The sequence below is a fragment of the Candidatus Pelagibacter sp. genome (assembly GCF_052049675.1).
In the GTDB taxonomy this organism is placed as follows: domain Bacteria; phylum Pseudomonadota; class Alphaproteobacteria; order Pelagibacterales; family Pelagibacteraceae; genus Pelagibacter.
In genome coordinates this window covers 960,248-978,138 of the sequence record NZ_JBNGZM010000001.1, presented here as the reverse complement: position 1 = coordinate 978,138, position 17,891 = coordinate 960,248, and the positions used below count along the sequence as shown (strand labels likewise).

At 30.9% G+C, this 17,891-nt stretch carries 11 protein-coding genes; 9 read left to right on the top strand and 2 right to left on the bottom strand.

The genetic code is table 11. From position 1 onward, the window contains the following. Positions 1 to 47: 47 nt before the first annotated feature. The 4 genes from ACTT9L_RS05305 to ACTT9L_RS05290 all read left to right on the top strand — a co-directional run bounded on the left by ACTT9L_RS05305 (position 48) and on the right by ACTT9L_RS05290 (position 6,566). Complete coding sequence (locus ACTT9L_RS05305; RefSeq protein WP_440928276.1) at positions 48 to 1,235, top strand: acetyl-CoA C-acetyltransferase; 1,188 nt, start codon at positions 48 to 50, stop codon at positions 1,233 to 1,235. A 129-nt stretch (positions 1,236 to 1,364) separates the two neighbouring features. Then, a complete protein-coding gene (aceE, locus tag ACTT9L_RS05300; RefSeq protein ID WP_440928275.1) occupies positions 1,365 to 4,403 on the top strand; it encodes a pyruvate dehydrogenase (acetyl-transferring), homodimeric type in 3,039 nt (1,012 codons plus the stop codon). Continuing rightward, positions 4,404 to 5,666, top strand: coding sequence for a 2-oxo acid dehydrogenase subunit E2 (locus tag ACTT9L_RS05295; protein ID WP_440928274.1), 1,263 nt, complete (start codon positions 4,404 to 4,406; stop codon positions 5,664 to 5,666). A gap of 6 nt (positions 5,667 to 5,672) precedes the next feature. After that, the gene (locus ACTT9L_RS05290; RefSeq protein ID WP_440928273.1) at positions 5,673 to 6,566 is read left to right on the top strand and encodes a DMT family transporter; all 894 of its coding nucleotides are present in this window, start codon (positions 5,673 to 5,675) and stop codon (positions 6,564 to 6,566) included. On the opposite strand, the gene ACTT9L_RS05285 is transcribed toward ACTT9L_RS05290, so the two are convergent. Then, positions 6,563 to 7,327, bottom strand: a complete 765-nt coding sequence (locus ACTT9L_RS05285; protein WP_440928272.1) for an undecaprenyl-diphosphate phosphatase — start codon at positions 7,325 to 7,327, stop codon at positions 6,563 to 6,565. The genes ACTT9L_RS05290 and ACTT9L_RS05285 overlap by 4 nt on opposite strands. 183 nt (positions 7,328 to 7,510) lie before the next feature. Here ACTT9L_RS05285 and ACTT9L_RS05280 point away from each other — a divergent pair, with 183 nt between their 5' ends. Beyond that, complete coding sequence (locus tag ACTT9L_RS05280; protein WP_440928271.1) at positions 7,511 to 8,950, top strand: NAD(P)-dependent oxidoreductase; 1,440 nt, start codon at positions 7,511 to 7,513, stop codon at positions 8,948 to 8,950. After that, positions 8,950 to 13,455: a glutamate synthase large subunit gene (gene gltB / locus ACTT9L_RS05275; protein WP_440928270.1), complete on the top strand. Its 4,506-nt coding sequence runs from the start codon at positions 8,950 to 8,952 to the stop codon at positions 13,453 to 13,455. The genes ACTT9L_RS05280 and gltB overlap by 1 nt, the downstream gene beginning before the upstream one ends. Here gltB and ACTT9L_RS05270 read toward each other — a convergent pair. After that, a complete protein-coding gene (locus ACTT9L_RS05270; protein WP_440928269.1) occupies positions 13,452 to 14,195 on the bottom strand; it encodes an alpha/beta hydrolase in 744 nt (247 codons plus the stop codon). The two genes, gltB and ACTT9L_RS05270, sit on opposite strands and share 4 nt — an antisense overlap. 42 nt (positions 14,196 to 14,237) lie before the next feature. Here ACTT9L_RS05270 and ACTT9L_RS05265 point away from each other — a divergent pair, with 42 nt between their 5' ends. From ACTT9L_RS05265 to infC, 3 genes are read left to right on the top strand one after another with little or no spacing between them, the layout of a single operon-like run. Continuing rightward, a complete protein-coding gene (locus ACTT9L_RS05265; protein WP_440928268.1) occupies positions 14,238 to 15,392 on the top strand; it encodes a glycosyltransferase family 4 protein in 1,155 nt (384 codons plus the stop codon). Beyond that, positions 15,393 to 17,309: a threonine--tRNA ligase gene (gene thrS / locus ACTT9L_RS05260; protein WP_440928267.1), complete on the top strand. Its 1,917-nt coding sequence runs from the start codon at positions 15,393 to 15,395 to the stop codon at positions 17,307 to 17,309. Beyond that, complete coding sequence (infC, locus tag ACTT9L_RS05255; protein ID WP_440928266.1) at positions 17,310 to 17,855, top strand: translation initiation factor IF-3; 546 nt, start codon at positions 17,310 to 17,312, stop codon at positions 17,853 to 17,855. It abuts the gene before it with no gap. The last annotated feature ends 36 nt before the right edge of the window (positions 17,856 to 17,891 follow it).

Genomic DNA, 17,891 nt, shown 5'->3' with positions numbered 1-17,891 from the left:
AAGTTTTTGATGTAATTTAACTTATAAAATATTATGTTAATTACTTTATGAGCAAAAATTCTAGCGATGTTGTTATTACTTCAGCACTAAGAACTCCAATTGGTAGATACAAAGGGTCGTTAAAAAACCTTAGCGCATCAAAATTAGGATCAATAGCAATTAAAGAGGTAATTTATAAATCAAAATTAGATTTAGAGGAGATTGATGAAGTAATTATGGGGCACGTTTTAACTTCTGGACTAGGTCAAAACCCTGCTAGACAAGCTTCAATTGGTGCTGGAGTACCAGTTTCAAAACCTGCTCATATTGTTAATCAAGTTTGTGGATCTGGATTAAGATCTATTGTTTCAGGATATCAATCAATTAGTTTAGGAGAAAATAAAATTGTCATTGCAGGTGGTCAAGAAAGCATGTCTAGAGCAACTCATGCAATTTTTTATAGAGAAGATAAAAAATTTTCTGAAAAAAAATTGGTAGATACAATGATAAATGATGGTCTCTTAGACTCATTTAATGATTATCACATGGGTGTTACTGCTGAAAATGTTGCAGAAAAGTATAAAATTTCAAGAGATGAACAAGATAATTTTTCTCTAAATTCTCAAAAAAAAACAGAAAAAGCTTACAGCAAAAATAAATTTAAAGATGAGCTGATAAAATTACAAATTGAAGATGGTGATAAAAAATTTGTCTTTGAAAAAGACGAACACCCTAGAAATAATTTAAGTATTGAAGATTTAAAAAAATTAAAAACAGTTTTTAAAGAAAATGGAACTGTAACACCTGGTAATTCTTCAGGAATAAATGATGGTGCAGCTGCTTTAGTGTTAATGTCCAGAGAGCAAGCGGAAAAAAAATCGTTAGAATCATTAGTTAAAATTGTATCGTGGGCGACTTGTGGGGTTGAGCCCTCATTAATGGGACTTGGACCAATACCTTCAATTCAAGAGGCTTTATCTAAAGCCAAATGGAAAGTTGATGAGGTTGATTTATTTGAAATAAACGAAGCATTTGCAGCACAAAGTATTGCAGTAATTAAAGAATTAAAATTACCTGAGCAGAAAGTTAACGTCAATGGAGGTGCAATTGCTTTAGGTCATCCGATAGGAGCTTCTGGATCGAGAATTTTGGTTACTCTAATTCATGAAATGATTAAGCAAGATAAAAGAAAAGGTTGTGCGGCACTCTGTATAGGTGGTGGTATGGGAATAGCTATGTGTATTGAGAGAAGCTAAAAAGCTTAAATTTCAATTATTTTTTTATTTTTTGTATAATAAAAATACAAGATTAAAGAAAAAAACCTTGTTAATGTGATAAAATAAAGTCCAATAATATTTTTTTGGGTATATAAAACGTTTTAAATAATGAGCGAAAAATTACTTGTTCCTGATATTGGTGACTTTGAAAATGTTGAGGTTATAGAGATACTTGTAAAACCTGGTGATCAAATTAAAGAAAATGATCCGATAGTTACAATTGAAAGCGATAAATCAAGTGTAGAAATTCCTTCTACTGTTGATGGAAAAGTAGATAAAGTAGCAGTTAAAGTTGGTGATAAAGTTTCTAAGGGAGATTTATTGCTCAATCTTACATCATCATTAAAAACATCATCTGAAAGTGCTCTTCCAAAAGATACAGAAAACATAATTAAACAAGCTGAAGAAGCAATAGCTGAAAAAAAAGATGAAAAAAAGATTATAAATGAACCAGTAGTAGAGAAAAAACAATCTACAATTCAAGCTGTTAATGGTTCTGATATCGATCCACTTGAAACTCAAGATTGGTTAGAGTCTTTATCTGCGGTAATTTCTAAAGACGGAAATCATAGAGCCCATTTTTTAATAAAAGAATTAATTAATAAAGCTTATCGTGAAGGAGCAAATATCCCCTATACTCAAAATACACCATACATTAATACAATACCTCCTGAGGCTGAAGTAAAGTCTAGTGGCGATCAAAATATTGAAAGAAGAATTAGATCGTTAATTAGATGGAATGCAGCTGCGATGGTGGTACGTACAAATAAAAAATATCCCGAACTTGGTGGACACATTGGTACATTTGCCTCTGCTGCAACATTATATGATGTTGGGATGAATCATTTCTGGAGAGCAAAAAATAACAAATTTGGTGGAGATTTAATTTATTTTCAAGGACACAGTGCTCCAGGAATGTATGCAAGGGCATTCTTGGAGGGTAGATTAAATGAAAAACAATTAGATAAATTTAGACAAGAAGTAAAACCTGGAGGTCTATCGTCATATCCACACCCCTGGTTAATGCCAAAATTTTGGCAGTTCCCTACAGTATCGATGGGATTAGGTCCCATGCTTGCAATATATCAAGCAAGGTACATGAAATATTTAATCAATAGAGGTTTGATTAAAGATGAAGGGAGAAAAGTATGGGCTTTTTTAGGTGATGGAGAAATGGATGAACCAGAGTCCATGGGTGCAATCGGGCTAGCTGCAAGAGAAAACTTAGATAATTTAATTTTTGTAGTTAATTGTAACCTTCAAAGATTAGATGGTCCAGTTAGAGGTAATGGAAAAATTATTCAAGAACTTGAAGGAAGTTTTAGAGGAGCTGGGTGGAATGTAATAAAAGTTATTTGGGGATCATATTGGGACTCATTGATAGCTAACGATAAAACTGGTCACTTAATAAAAATTATGAATGAAACTGTAGATGGTGAGTATCAAGCAATGAAAGCAAGAGATGGTGCTTATGTTAGAGAAAAGTTTTTTGGAAAATCTCCTGAAACATTAGAATTAGTCTCAAGTATGTCTGATAAAGATATATGGCGGCTCAACAGAGGTGGACATGATCCTCATAAAGTTTTTGCAGCATATGATAAAGCGACTAAACATCAGGGGAGCCCAACAGTGATAATTGCAAAAACTATTAAAGGTTACGGAATGGGAAAATCAGGGGAAAGTGTAAATACTACTCACCAAACTAAAAAATTAGATGTTGATGACTTGATGTACTATAGAGATCGATTTGATGTTCCCTTAACAGATGAACAGGTGAGAAATATTGAATACTTTAGGCCTGACGAAAAATCTCCAGAAATAAAATATATAAAAGAAAAAAGAATTAAATTAGGTGGATATTTACCTGAACGTTCGACTTTCGCTAAACCAATCAAAGCACCCTCAAAAGATATTTTCGATTTCATGAAAGTATCAACAGGTGAAAAAGAAATGTCTACTACTATGGCACTTGTGAGAATGTTAACAAATTTATTAAGGGATAAAAATATATCTCCTAGACTGGTTCCTATTATTCCTGACGAAGCAAGAACGTTTGGCATGGAAGGATTTTTTCAGAAAATAGGGATTTATGCGCATGAGGGACAAAAATATGAACCTGAGGATGCAGCTCAATTAAGTTCTTATAGAGAAGATAAAAGTGGTCAAGTTTTAGAGGAAGGTATTAATGAAGCAGGTGCTATGTCTTCATGGATTGCTGCTGCCACTGCTTATACTAATCATGATATTGAAATGATCCCAATTTATATTTTTTATTCAATGTTTGGTTTCCAAAGAATAGGAGATCTAGCTTGGGCAGCTGGTGATAGTCAGGCTAGAGGGTTTTTGGTGGGTGCAACAGCTGGAAGAACAACATTGGCTGGAGAGGGCTTGCAACACCAGGATGGGCATAGTCATTTAATTGCATCAACTATTCCAAATTGTGTAACTTATGATCCTACATTTCATTATGAATTAGCAGTAATTTTTCGAGAAGGTCTCAGACGAATGCATGAGAAAAATGAGAATGTTTTTTATTATATTACAACAATGAATGAAAATTATTCACACCCAGAAATGCCAAAAGATAAAAATTGTGAGGAAGGCATTCTAAAGGGTATGTATAAAATAAAAGAATTTAACAAATACAAAAAAACTAAAATCCAACTTTTAGGATCAGGAACAATCCTGAGGGAAATGATGTCTGCTGCAGAGATTTTACAAAATGATTATCAAATTGATAGTGAGATATGGAGTGTAACAAGTTTTAATGAATTAAGAAAAGATGGAATGGAGGTAGAAAGATATAATCTTTTGAATCCAGATAAAGAACCTAAAAAATCTTATGTTGAGCAATGCCTGGGCCAAACTGAGGGCCCAATTATGGCTGCATCTGATTATATGAGAATGAATTCAGATCAAATCAGATCTTACACTAATAAAAGTTTTTATTCATTAGGAGCAGATGGTTTTGGGAGAAGTGATACAAGAAAAAATTTAAGAAAATTTTTTGAGGTAGATAAAGAACACTTAGTTGCTTACGGTTTAAGTATTTTGGCAAAGGAACAGCTTATAACTTCTAAATATGCAAAAGATGCAATGAAGAAGTATAATATTGACAGTAACAAACCAATGCCAACGAAATTATAAATGTCAGAAATTGAGATTAAAGTACCTAATATTGGAGATTTTAAAGATGTCGAGGTAATTGAGGTATTAGTTTCTGAAGGTCAATCAATTAAAAAAAATGATGCTCTAATAACAATTGAAAGTGATAAATCTAGCGTAGAAATACCATCAAATTTAGAGGGTAAAATTAAAAATTTAAAAATAAAAGTAGGAGACAAAGTTTCTGAAGGCGACTTAATTTTAACTGTAGAAAGTGATTTAGAAGTTAAAAAGGAAGAGGTTAAAGAAAAACCAGAAATTGAAAAAGAGTCAAAAAATATTGAGGTAATAAAACCTGAAATTCAAGGGAAAACTTTTTCTAAAAATAATATTTCAGAGATTTCATCTGCAAGTCCAAAAGCTAGAAAATTTGCTAGAGAACTTGGCGTAGATATTAATCAAGTAGTGGGAAGTCAGAAAGATGGCAGAGTTGTTGAAGATGATATTAAAAAATTTGTTTCATTTAATTCAAAAAACAAAGTTTTAGCAAAAGATATTAAACCAGATAAAATTAAAAACGAATTTGAACATTCTGATTTTGGCGAAATAGAAATTAAAGACATACCAAGAGTAAAAAAATTATCATCAAAATATCTTACAAATTCATGGACAACAATTCCTCATGTTACAAATCACGATGAAGCCGACATAACGGAGATGGAAAGTTTTAGAAGTTCATTAATAGATATGTATACTGGAGAAAAAATTAAAATTACACCTCTAGCATTTATAATAAAGGCTTTAGTTGCATCTCTTAAGAAATTTCCTAGTTTTAATTCTTCTATCGACGAAATTGAAACTGGAAAAATGACTTTAAAAAAATATTACCATATTGGAATAGCAGTCGATACGCCAAATGGATTAATGGTTCCAAAAATAAGAAATGCAAATAACAAAAAAATTTCTCTCATAAGTAAAGAATTAAAAGAGGTAAGTGAACTTTGTAGGAATTTAAAAATTGATAAAAAAGAATTGTTTGGTGGCTCGATGACGATTACTAGTTTAGGAGGTATAGGAGGTTCATTTTTTACCCCTATAATTAATTATCCTGAAGTTGCTATTTTAGGAGTAGGAAGATCAGAAAAAAAACAAATTTTTATAAATGGGAAGTTTCAAACCAGGACTATGCTCCCAATTTCTTTATCTTATGATCACAGAATTATTGATGGTGCAGAGGCAGCTAGGTTTAATAATGATCTAAAAGAAAACTTAGGCAAAAATTTTGCTTATAAACTAGCTGTCTAATTAAAAATGAGTAAATCCATATCATTGTTTAGTGCCTTATTGTGCACTTTCATTTGGGGAACAACTTTTATTGCCCAAGATACAGGCATGGATAATATTGGCCCTTTTACATTTAATGCTGTGAGGTTTTTTGTTGGTTTTTTAGCCATAATTCCACTTATGATTTTATTTGAATTAAAAAATTTTAAATCAGAATTTAAATTAGATAAAAAAACTTTCATAATTTATTCATTATTAATTGGAATTTCCTTATTTTTAGGCTCTGCACTTCAACAAGTAGCTTTGCTTTATACAGATGTTGCAAATGCTGCTTTTTTTACAATTTTTTATGTGCCAATGGTACCGATTATCATTTTTTTGTTTGGTAAAAAATCAATGCATTGGAGTGTATGGCCTTCTGTAGTTTTATGTTTAATTGGAGGATATTTATTAACAAATTTTCATGATGCAACAGTAAGATTAGGAGATACTCTAGTCGTTCTTGGAGCTTTATTTTGGAGCACTCATATTATTTTTACTGGAATCATTATAACTAAATACAATCTTCCACTTACTTTAGGAGCTGCACAGACTTTAATTGTGGCTATTTTTTCATTTATAATTGGAATTACTTATGAAGAATTTATTTTAAGTAATATTTTAATGGAAATTTATTCAATTTTATATGCAGGTATATTATCTGGTGGATTTGCATTTGTATTACAAATTTATGCCCAGCGTAATATTACTCCAGCACCTGCAGCTATAATTTTTTCTCTTGAAGGTGTATTTGCAACTATAGCTGCTTGGTTTATTTTAAATCAAATTCTAAATATTAATAATTTACTTGGATGCTTTTTTATTCTATGTGGAGTTCTTTTGTCTCAATTACTTCCTTTGATTAAAAAGAAGTATATTTAATAAATTAAACTAAATAAAATCAAAGCAATTATTATTCTATAAATTACAAACGCATTCATTGAAAATTTATTTATATAAATTAAAAAGAATTTTACCGTAAGAAAAGAAAAAATAAAAGAGGATATAATTGCGATAACAACTAAGTAATTTAATTGTATTGATTGTTCAAAAACATCTTTTAAGCTTAAGACACTTGCTCCAGCTAACGCTGGGACTGAAAGTAAAAAAGATATTTTGCTTGAGTCTACTCTATTAAATTTTAAAATTCTCGCAGCTGTTATAGTAATTCCTGCTCTACTTACTCCAGGTACAAGAGAGAAAATTTGGAAAATACCTATAAATATTATTGACTGAAAATTTAAATTTGAAGAAATTTTTTTATCAAATCGATTTTTGTCTGAGATGTATAAAATTATTGCAAATATTAAAGTAGTCCATGCTATAATTTCTATGTTTCTAAACTGATAAATTAAATTTGTGCTATAAAGTATGTATCCAACAATTATTAACGGAATAGATCCAAGTATAATTAAACTTAAAAGTCTTTTATTTTTTCTAGCATCAAATAGTTCATCCCTAAAAAAATAAATTATTGCTATTAGAGAACCTAGATGGAGGCCGATATCAATAAGTAAAGAACTAGATTTAAATTCATATAAAGTAGAAACCAAAATTAAATGAGCAGAGGAACTAATAGGAAGAAATTCAGATATTCCTTGAATTGCAGAGAGAATTAAAACTTCTATAATATTTTGAAACATTATTTCTACGTAACTTATAAAGTATTTATTTAAAACAATTCGATTTAAGCATATTAGCTATGCAATAATTAAAAACTTGTTTATTGACGGTAATAATTTAAAAATTAAGGTCAATATTTATGACCTATTTTATACTTTATATACATAAATCAGGGTATATTTTGCCAAAAATTAAATAATATTATGCCAGATAAAATGCTCAAATTTGTTAAAATAGGTCAACAAACTCCACCTAAAAGAGAAGTTGATACGAGAAAGGAAGATTTTAAAGAAATCTATGACGAGTATATCAATGAAAAAGCTAAAGAACAGTCGAGTAGGTGTTCGCAATGTGGAGTACCTTTTTGCCAAGTTCATTGTCCATTAAGTAATAACATTCCAGATTGGCTTAAACTGACAGCAGAGGGAAGATTAAAAGAGGCGTATGAATTATCCCAAAGCACAAACAATATGCCTGAAGTGTGTGGCCGAATTTGTCCCCAAGATAGATTATGCGAGGGAAATTGTGTAATTGAACAGTCTGGTCATGGAACAGTAACTATTGGATCAGTAGAAAAATATATTACAGATAATGCTTGGGCTCAGGGCTGGGTAAAACCAATTAAGGTAACTAATGAAAAAAATCAAAGCGTAGGAATTATAGGAGCAGGTCCTGCTGGTTTAGCTGCCGCAGAACAATTAAGAAAAAATGGGTATAAAATAACTGTCTACGATAGATATGATAGAGCAGGAGGATTATTAATTTATGGAATTCCAAATTTTAAACTAGAAAAAGAAGTTGTAGAGCGAAGAACAAAACTCTTAAAGGATGGAGGAATTGAATTTATTCAAAATTTTGAAGTTGGTAAGGATGCAAGCCTAGACCAATTGAGAAAAAAACACGATGCAATTTTAATTGCTACAGGAGTTTATAAAGCAAGAGAAGTAAACTTACCTGGAAATGATCTTGATAATATTTTTCCTGCAATGGATTTTTTAACAGCATCTAATAAAAAAGGCCTAGGAGATGATGTTGAGTTGTTTGATAAAGGAATTTTAAACGCAGAAGGTAAAGATGTTGTTGTAATCGGTGGAGGTGACACAGCAATGGATTGTGTGAGAACTTCTATAAGACAGAAGGCAAAATCTGTTAAATGTTTGTATAGAAGAGATAAAGAAAATATGCCAGGATCTGCAAGAGAAGTTGCAAATGCAGAAGAAGAAGGTGTTGAATTTGTCTGGTTATCAAGTCCTAAAGAATTTAAAGGTACAAATAAAATAGAAAAAATAATTGTAGATCAAATTAAACTAGGTGATCCAGACGAGACAGGAAGAAGAAAGCCACAAGTACAAGAAGGCTCAAGTTACGAAACAAAAGCAGATATGGTTATCAAAGCACTAGGTTTTGATCCTGAGGATTTACCGAATTTATTTGATAGTAGTGAATTACAAGTAACAAAGTGGGGAACATTAAAAACAGATTTTGATACTATGGAAACAAATATAAAAGGGGTGTTTGCTGCTGGTGATATAGTTAGAGGAGCTTCATTAGTTGTTTGGGCGATAAAAGATGGAAGAGATGCAGCAGCTTCAATTAAAACTTATTTAGAGAGTAAATCTAAAGTGGAAAAAAAAGTGGCTTAATGAAAAATTATAAAAAAAACCTTCACCTTTTAAAAGAAAATAATGTTTATTCAGAAGACATGGAGCATGATGCTTGTGGTGTTGGTATAATTGCATCAACTGAAGGTAAAAAATCTCGTAAAGTTGTAGAGTATGGTATTGAAGCGTTAAAAGCAGTTTGGCATAGAGGCGCTGTAGATGCCGATGGGAAAACTGGTGACGGAGCTGGAATTCATGTTGAAATACCAAAAGATTTCTTCATTGAAAAGATAGAAGTGACAGGACACACACATGACAATTCTGAAATATGTGTGGGTATGATATTTCTGCCTCGGAATGATTACGCAGGTCAAGAAAGTTGCAAAACTATTGTAGAAAGTGAATTAATAAAAAATGATTTTAGTATTTACGGTTGGAGGCAAGTTCCAGTTAATCCAAAAGTTTTAGGAGAAAAGGCATTCCAAACAATGCCTGAAATTATCCAAGTATTGTTTAAACCTTATAATCCAGAATTAACAAATAAAGATTTAGAAAGAAAAATTTATGAAACTAGAAGAAAGATAGAAAATGAAGCTTTTAAAAAATCTTTAAACAATTTTTATATTTGTTCACTGAGTTCTAAATCTATCATTTACAAAGGGATGTTTTTAGCTGAAGCTATCTCAGATTTCTATCTCGATTTAAAAGATGGGAGATTTGTTTCAAGGTTTGCTATTTTTCATCAAAGATTTTCAACAAATACAGCGCCTAGCTGGAATTTAGCTCAACCCTTTAGAGCTATAGCACATAATGGAGAAATTAATACTTATAGAGGAAATAAAAATTGGATGAAAGTTCATGAACAAGAGATGAACAGTCCCCTTTTTGACGATGTTGAGAACTTAAAACCTGTTATACAACAGGGAGCATCAGACTCTGCTGCATTAGATAATGTTTTTGAATTATTAAATATATCTGGTCAGCCTGCGCCTTTGGCGAAGCTTATGTTAGTTCCAGACGCATGGTCTAAAAAAAATAAAACTCTGCCAAAAGATCACCAACAATTATTTAATTTTTTGAACAGCACAATGGAGCCATGGGATGGACCGGCTGCTATTGCTGGAACTGATAATGAGTGGGTTATAGCTGCAAATGACAGAAATGGATTAAGACCTTTAAGATACGCAATTACAAAAGATAAATTATTATTTGCAGGTTCTGAAACAGGAATGATTGAATTAAATGAAAAAAGAATTTTGTCAAAGGGAAGATTGGGTCCTGGAGAAATAATTGGAGTTAGAATAGAAAAAGGTAAAGTATTTACAAACAAGCAAATAAAAGATTATTTAGCTAAAGAGTATAAACACTTTAATTCACAAATTATCGACCTAGATGATAAGTTAACTATTTCAGATGAAAAAAATTCTTTTTCGGGAGATGATTTAAGAAGAAGGCAATATACTTTTGGAATAAGTCTAGAAGATCTTGAGCTCATACTGCATCCTATGGCAGAAGATGCTAAAGAAGCAACTGGATCTATGGGGGATGATACACCATTGGCTGTTTTGTCAGATAGGTATAGACCGTTGTACCATTTTTTTAGACAAAATTTTAGTCAAGTCACAAACCCACCAATAGACTCTTTAAGAGAAAACAAGGTTATGAGTTTGAAAACAAGATTTGGAAATCTTGGAAATATTTTAAATTTTGATAATTTAACAAAGCAAAATATTTATGTTTTAAATAGTCCAATATTATCAAATTCTCAGTTTGAAAAATTTATAAATTTTTTTGGTAACAATTCATCTATAATTGATTGTACTTTTTCTGAGGAAGAAACTTTATTTGATTCAATCAAAAAAATTCAAAAAGAAGCTGAAATTGCAGTAAGACAGGGAGTTACTCAATTGATTTTAAGTGACAAAGAGCTTTCTAGCTTAAAACTTCCAATACCAATGCTTTTAGCAGTTGGCTCAATTAATTCATTCCTTATTGAAAAAAAACTAAGAGGATATGTATCAATAAATGTTCAATCTGGAGAGGCTTTAGATACACACTCTTTTGCAACCTTAATAGGAGTTGGAGCAACTACTGTAAATCCATACTTAGCATTTGATAGTTTATTTCAGCGTCATGAAAAGAAATTATTTGGTCAATTTAGCTTTGATGAATGTGTAGAGAGATACATAAAATCAGTAAACGCAGGTTTATTAAAGATCATGTCTAAGATGGGTATTTCAGTTCTAAGTTCTTATAGAGGTGGATGTAACTTTGAAACCGTAGGTTTAAGTAGAACAATTGTTGCAGATTATTTTCCAGGAGTTGTCTCTAAAATTTCAGGTATTGGACTTACAGGTATAGAGAAAAAAATTAGAGAAATACATAAAGAGGCATTTGAAAGTTCTGAAACCATATTGCCTATAGGCGGTATATATAGATATCGTAAAAATGGTGAAACTCATCAATATCAAGGAAAATTAATTCATTTACTTCAAAGTTCAGTAGGATCTAATTCTTATGATGCCTATAAAAGATATGCGGAGGGAATATACAGCTTACCACCTATTAATCTTAGAGACTTAATTGATTTCAGAGAAAAAAAATTAAGTGGGCCAATAGATATTTCTGAGGTTGAGCCAATAGAAAATATTTTAAAAAGATTTGGAAGTGGGAGTATGTCTCATGGAGCTTTATCAAAAGAGGCACATGAAACCTTGGCAACTGGTATGAACAGGATTAAAGGTGCTTCATGTAGTGGAGAGGGCGGTGAAGATGCAAGTAGATTTAAAGTTTTAGATAATGGTGACAGCGCAAACTCAAGAGTTAAACAAATAGCTTCCGCAAGATTCGGAGTTACAGTTAATTATCTTAATAATTGTAATGAGATAGAAATTAAAATTGCACAAGGCGCTAAGCCTGGTGAGGGAGGTCAGCTACCAGGATTTAAAGTTACAGAGGAGATTGCTAAACTTAGACATTCAACTCCTGGAGTTACTTTAATATCACCACCACCACATCATGATATTTATTCAATCGAAGATCTTGCACAACTAATTTATGATTTAAAACAGATAAATCCTAAAGCAAGAATTGGAGTTAAACTTGTTGCTTCATCTGGAGTAGGAACAATTGCAGCTGGTGTAGCTAAAGCAAAAGCAGATATAATATTAATTTCTGGACATAATGGTGGAACAGGAGCAACGCCACAGACTAGTGTTAAGTATGTTGGAATACCATGGGAAATGGGTTTGACGGAAGCAAACCAAGTATTAACTCTAAATAATCTTAGACATAAAGTTACATTAAGAACAGACGGTGGAATTAAAACTGGAAGAGATGTGGTAATAGCTGCAATGATGGGAGCTGAAGAATATGGTGTTGCTACTACAGCTTTAGTTGCAATGGGTTGTATAATGGTAAGGCAGTGTCATTCAAATACATGTCCTGTAGGCGTTTGCACTCAAGATGAAAAGCTCAGAGAAAAATTTACTGGGACTCCAGAAAAAGTAGTGAATTTGTTTACATTTATAGCCAGTGAAGTAAGAGAAATATTAGCAAATTTAGGTTTTAAATCATTAAATGAAGTGATTGGTAGGACAGACTTATTAAAACAGGTTAGTAAAGGTTCTCCAAATTTAGATGACTTAGATTTAAATCCTTTATTTGTTCAAGCTGATACTGGAAATAATCCAAGGTATTGTGAGGATCAAGAAATAAATAGTGTACCAGATACTCTTGACCAACAAATTTGGCCAGAAATTGAACAAGCTTTAGATAATTCTGAAAAAATTGAGAAAGAATATCAAATAAAAAATACTCATAGGGCAGTAGGTACTAGAATTTCTCATCATTTGTATAAAAAATATGGTTATGAAAAACTTGATGAAAACTTTTTAGTTTTAAATTTTAAAGGATCAGCAGGTCAATCATTTGGTGCGTTCTCCTCAAAAGGACTGAAACTAGTATTAAAGGGAGATGCAAATGATTATGTTGGTAAAGGTTTGTCAGGAGCTACTATTTCAATAAAATTACCTGAAGAAAGCAATTTAGTTTCAAATGAGAATACAATTTTAGGAAATACTGTACTTTACGGAGCTACTTCAGGAAAACTTTTTGCTGCTGGCCAAGCTGGTGAAAGATTTTCAGTTAGAAATTCTGGTGCAGTTACAGTAATTGAAGGATGCGATTCTAATGGATGTGAATATATGACTGGTGGAACTGTAGTAATTTTAGGAGATGTTGGTGATAATTTTGCAGCTGGTATGACAGGTGGAATGGCTTTTATATATGATAAATCTCAACAATTTGAAAAGAAAGTAAATCCAGAAACAGTAGTTTGGCAAAATGTAGAGACAGATTATTGGAAAGAATATTTAAAAAATTTAGTCAGTGAGCACTTCAAAGAAACCAAGTCTCAATTAACAAAAAAAATAATTGAAAACTTTGATGGTGAAGTAAATAATTTTGTTCAGGTGTGTCCTAAAGAAATGTTGGATAAATTAAAAAATCCAATTACTTTAAAAAAAGATATAAAAAGAGTTAGCTAAATTAATAATTTAAGCTCTTTTAAAATTATATTTAACCATTTTTTATTTGATAAACTGTGATCACCTTTTTTTACAATATTTAATTTTCTCTTAGCTTTTGGAAATAATCTTAAAACTTTTCTTGAATATGAGACAGGAACTGCCTCATCTTTTTCACCATGTACCATTGTTACTTTAATATTTGAATTAATTTTTTTATTTAATACCTTGTTTTTTCTTCCATCTTTTATTAATTGTAGAGTTATTGGATATTCATAATTTCCATGTTTTAATTGATAAATACCTTTACGTATTGTCTCTTCTTTCATTTTTTTAGTAAATTTTTTCCACATTAAATTTTCTAAAAATTCAGGAGCAGCCCCAATTCCTAAAAATCCTTTAATCTGTTTTTTGAAAATTTTGAATTGATTGAGCGAAATCCATGCACCCATACTTGAGCCAATTAATACAATTTCTTTTTTTTTAACGTATTTTCTAATTAAAATTGACGTCTCTTTACTCCATTTTGAAATATTTCCATTAACAAATTTTCCAGATGATTTCCCATGACCAGAGTACTCTAGTGCCAAAAAACTTATTTTATTTTTTTTAGCAAATTTCAAAAATGCATTTGGTTTTTTTCCTTCAAGATCTGACATAAAGCCATGCAAAAAAACTATAAAAGAACTATCTTTAAAAATTTTGGAAATATGTCTAATTTTCTTTGTATTTGATATTTGATGAAATCTGAACTTTGTCATAATCGTTTATAAGTTTTGTCTATTAATATATAATCATATCAAATGTCATCTGATTTAAAAGTTTTACAAGTAATTCCAAAATTAGGCTATGGAGGAGCCGAAACCGGCTGTTATGATATTGCGCATTATTTAACAGAAAATAATTGTAAGTCATTTATTGTAACAAGTGGTGGTGAATTGCTTAAATTTGTAGATAGAAAAAAAGTTAAAATATTTAGACTTCCAGTGCAAAGCAAAAATCCTTTACTAATTTTAATTAATGCTTTTTTCTTAATTGGAATAATCTTAGTTTATAATATTTCTTTGGTCCATGCGAGAAGTAGAGCGCCTGCTTGGTCATGTTTGTTAGCAACGAAAATCACAGGAAGAAAATTTGTAACTACATTTCACGGAACATATAATTTTAAGAGTAATATAAAAAAAATTTATAATTCAGTAATGACTAGAGCTGATTTAATAATTGCAGGATCTAATTTTATTTTTTCACATATTAAAAAAAATTATTCAAAATATTTAAATGAGAAAAAAAAATTAATGGTTATTTTTAGAGGAATAAATGTTGACTACTTTGATCCAACAACCAAAATTGAAATTGATGAAAAAAAATTATTAAAAAAATGGGACATTGAAAAAGATAAAAAAATTATTCTTTTACCTGGTAGACTGACTTCTTGGAAGGGACAGGAAGTTTTTATCGAGGCAGTTAACTTAGTGAATATAGAACTGGGTTATGAAGCATTTTATGCTGTCATTTTAGGTAGTGATCAAGGTAGAGATTTATATAAGAAAAAATTAATAAGACTCTCAGAGCAATACAGATTATCGAAACAATTAAGATTCATAGATCATTGTAAGGATATGGCCTTAGCTTATAAAGTTTCTGATATTATTGTTTCAGCCTCAACCGAACCAGAAGCTTTTGGAAGAGTTTCTGTAGAAGCACAATCAATGGAAAAACCAATTATAGCAAGTAATATTGGAGGTTCTAACGAAACGATAATTGATGAAAAAACTGGTTTTTTATATGAAGCAGGAAATGCTAAATCATTAAGTGATAAAATTTTGAAAACTCTTAACATGGATGAAACTCTATTAAAAACAATTGGTAATGAAGGAAGAAAAAACATAGTTCAAAAATTTAATGTTGAAAAAATGTGCTTTTCTACTTATTCAGAGTATAAAAGATTATTAAATTAAATGCCTATAATAACATTACCTGACGGAAACAATATTGATTTTCCTAATAAAGTTACTGGACTTGAAGTAGCTGAAAAAATTAGCAAATCATTAGCCAAACAAGCCATGGTCATAAGTGTTGATGGTGAACTTAAAGATCTTGATTTTTTAATTGAAAATGATTGTTCTGTAAAAATTTTTACCTCAAAAAATCCTGAGGGATTAGAAACTATAAGGCATGACACAGCTCATATTTTAGCTATGGCTGTTCAAGAATTATTTCCTGGAACACAAGTTACAATTGGACCCGTGATTGAAAATGGATTTTATTATGACTTTGCTAGAAAAGAACCATTTACAGAAGATGATCTTGTTAAAATTGAAAATAAAATGAAAGAGATTGTCGATAGGAATGAAATAACAAAAAGAGAAGTTTGGGATAGAAACAAAGCAATTAGCCATTTTAAAAAAAAAGGAGAAATTTATAAAGCTGAGCTAATTGAAGCAATACCTGAAAATGAAGATGTATCAATTTATTTTCATGGAGAATGGCATGATTTATGTAGAGGCCCACATTTATCCTCTACAGGTAAAATAGGAAAATATTTTAAACTTACAAAAGTATCAGGAGCATATTGGAGAGGAGACTCTAATAATGAAATGTTGCAACGAATATATGGTACGAGTTGGGCAACTCAAAAAGATCTAGATGAATATTTAAAAAGAATAGAAGAAGCAGAAAAAAGAGATCATAGAAAATTAGGTAGAGAAATGGATTTATTTCACTTTAGAGAAGAAAGCCCTGGCTCAGTATTTTGGCATGAAAGAGGATGGGGTTTATTTCAGAAACTCATTAATTATATGAGAAGCAGACAAGATGCTGCTGGTTATAAAGAGGTAAATACTCCAGAGGTATTAGATAGACAACTATGGGAAAAATCTGGGCATTGGGAAAAATATGGAGAAAACATGTATACTTCTGAAACACCAGATGAGAAAGTTTTTGCGATTAAACCGATGAACTGTCCTGGTCATATCCAGGTATTTAATCAAGGCCTAAAAAGTTACAGAGATCTTCCTTTACGTTTTGCTGAATTTGGAAAAGTTCATCGTTATGAGCCATCAGGTGCTTTACATGGGTTATTAAGAGTAAGAGCTTTTACTCAAGATGACGCCCATATTTTTTGCACTGAAGATCAAATTACTAGTGAATGTTTAATTGTTACAAATTTAATACTAGATATTTATAAGGACCTTGGTTTTGAAAATGTAATTCTAAAATATGCAGACAGGCCAGAAGTAAGAGTTGGTGATGATTTAGTATGGGATAAAGCAGAAGCCTCTTTGCTTCAAGCTGTTAAAGCTTCTAAATTAGAATATACAATTAATAAAGGTGAGGGAGCATTTTATGGTCCTAAAATTGAATTTGTTTTACGAGATGCTATTGGCAGAGATTGGCAATGTGGAACGTTGCAAGTAGATTTAAATTTACCTGGAAGATTAGATGCTTCTTATATTGACAAAGACGGAACTAAAAAAGTTCCTGTTATGTTGCACAGAGCATTATTTGGCTCTCTAGAGAGATTTATTGGAATTTTAATTGAAAATTATGCAGGTAAGTTTCCATTTTGGATATCTCCTTTACAGACTATGGTAATACCTATTTCAGAAGAATTTAATGACTATGCAGTCGATGTGTCAAATAAAATTAAAAATTCAGGTATAAGTTCAGCAGTAGATTTAAAAAATCATAATTTAAATTATAAAATTAGAGATCATTCCTTAGCAAAAATACCGCTTTTATTAATTTGTGGTAAAAAAGAAGTTGACTCCAATTCAGTAACGATTAGAAGGTTAGACTCTAATAAACAAGAAAATATGGGTATAGATCAATTCTTAAAAACATTTTCTGCTTTAAATAAAGCATCATCAAACTAAGTGGCAGAATTCAAACAAAATTATTTTCAAAGAAGAACTAAGGACAAAGGTCCAAGATCTAATAACAGAATTTCTTCTCCTGATGTACAAGTTATAGCAAGTGATGGAGAAAATCTTGGAGTGATGAATACCAATGAAGCTATTTCCATTGCAAAAAATCAAAGTTTAGATTTAATTGAAATAGCACCTAATGCAAACCCTCCTGTATGTAAAATAATGGATATGGGTAAATATAAGTATGATGCTCAGAAAAAAGCAAATCTTGCAAAGAAAAAACAAAAAATCGTTTCTTTAAAAGAAATTAAAATGAGACCTGTTACGGAAACTCATGATTACGAGTTTAAAGTTAAAAATGCTAAAAAATTTATAGCTAAAGGAGATAAGGTTAAATTCACTATTAGATTTAAAGGCAGAGAACTTCAGCATTCCCATCTAGGAAATGAACTTATGGGCAAAATTAAAGAAGATATGAAGGATATCGGTAAGGTAGAATTGCATCCCAAGTTTGATGGGAAGCAAATGATAATGGTAATTCAGCCTTTATAAGCCTTAATAGAGGTTGTAAAATTATATCTTTCTTTG

Excerpts from the sequence above, each read along its gene's own strand:
- ACTT9L_RS05305 (WP_440928276.1), top strand. The coding sequence starts at position 48 with ATGAGCAAAAATTCTAGCGATGTTGTTATTACTTCAGCACTAAGAACT.
- aceE (WP_440928275.1), top strand. The coding sequence starts at position 1,365 with ATGAGCGAAAAATTACTTGTTCCTGATATTGGTGACTTTGAAAATGTT.
- ACTT9L_RS05295 (WP_440928274.1), top strand. The coding sequence starts at position 4,404 with ATGTCAGAAATTGAGATTAAAGTACCTAATATTGGAGATTTTAAAGAT.
- ACTT9L_RS05290 (WP_440928273.1), top strand. The coding sequence starts at position 5,673 with ATGAGTAAATCCATATCATTGTTTAGTGCCTTATTGTGCACTTTCATT.
- ACTT9L_RS05285 (WP_440928272.1), bottom strand. The coding sequence starts at position 7,327 with ATGTTTCAAAATATTATAGAAGTTTTAATTCTCTCTGCAATTCAAGGA.
- ACTT9L_RS05280 (WP_440928271.1), top strand. The coding sequence starts at position 7,511 with ATGCCAGATAAAATGCTCAAATTTGTTAAAATAGGTCAACAAACTCCA.
- gltB (WP_440928270.1), top strand. The coding sequence starts at position 8,950 with ATGAAAAATTATAAAAAAAACCTTCACCTTTTAAAAGAAAATAATGTT.
- ACTT9L_RS05270 (WP_440928269.1), bottom strand. The coding sequence starts at position 14,195 with ATGACAAAGTTCAGATTTCATCAAATATCAAATACAAAGAAAATTAGA.
- ACTT9L_RS05265 (WP_440928268.1), top strand. The coding sequence starts at position 14,238 with ATGTCATCTGATTTAAAAGTTTTACAAGTAATTCCAAAATTAGGCTAT.
- thrS (WP_440928267.1), top strand. The coding sequence starts at position 15,393 with ATGCCTATAATAACATTACCTGACGGAAACAATATTGATTTTCCTAAT.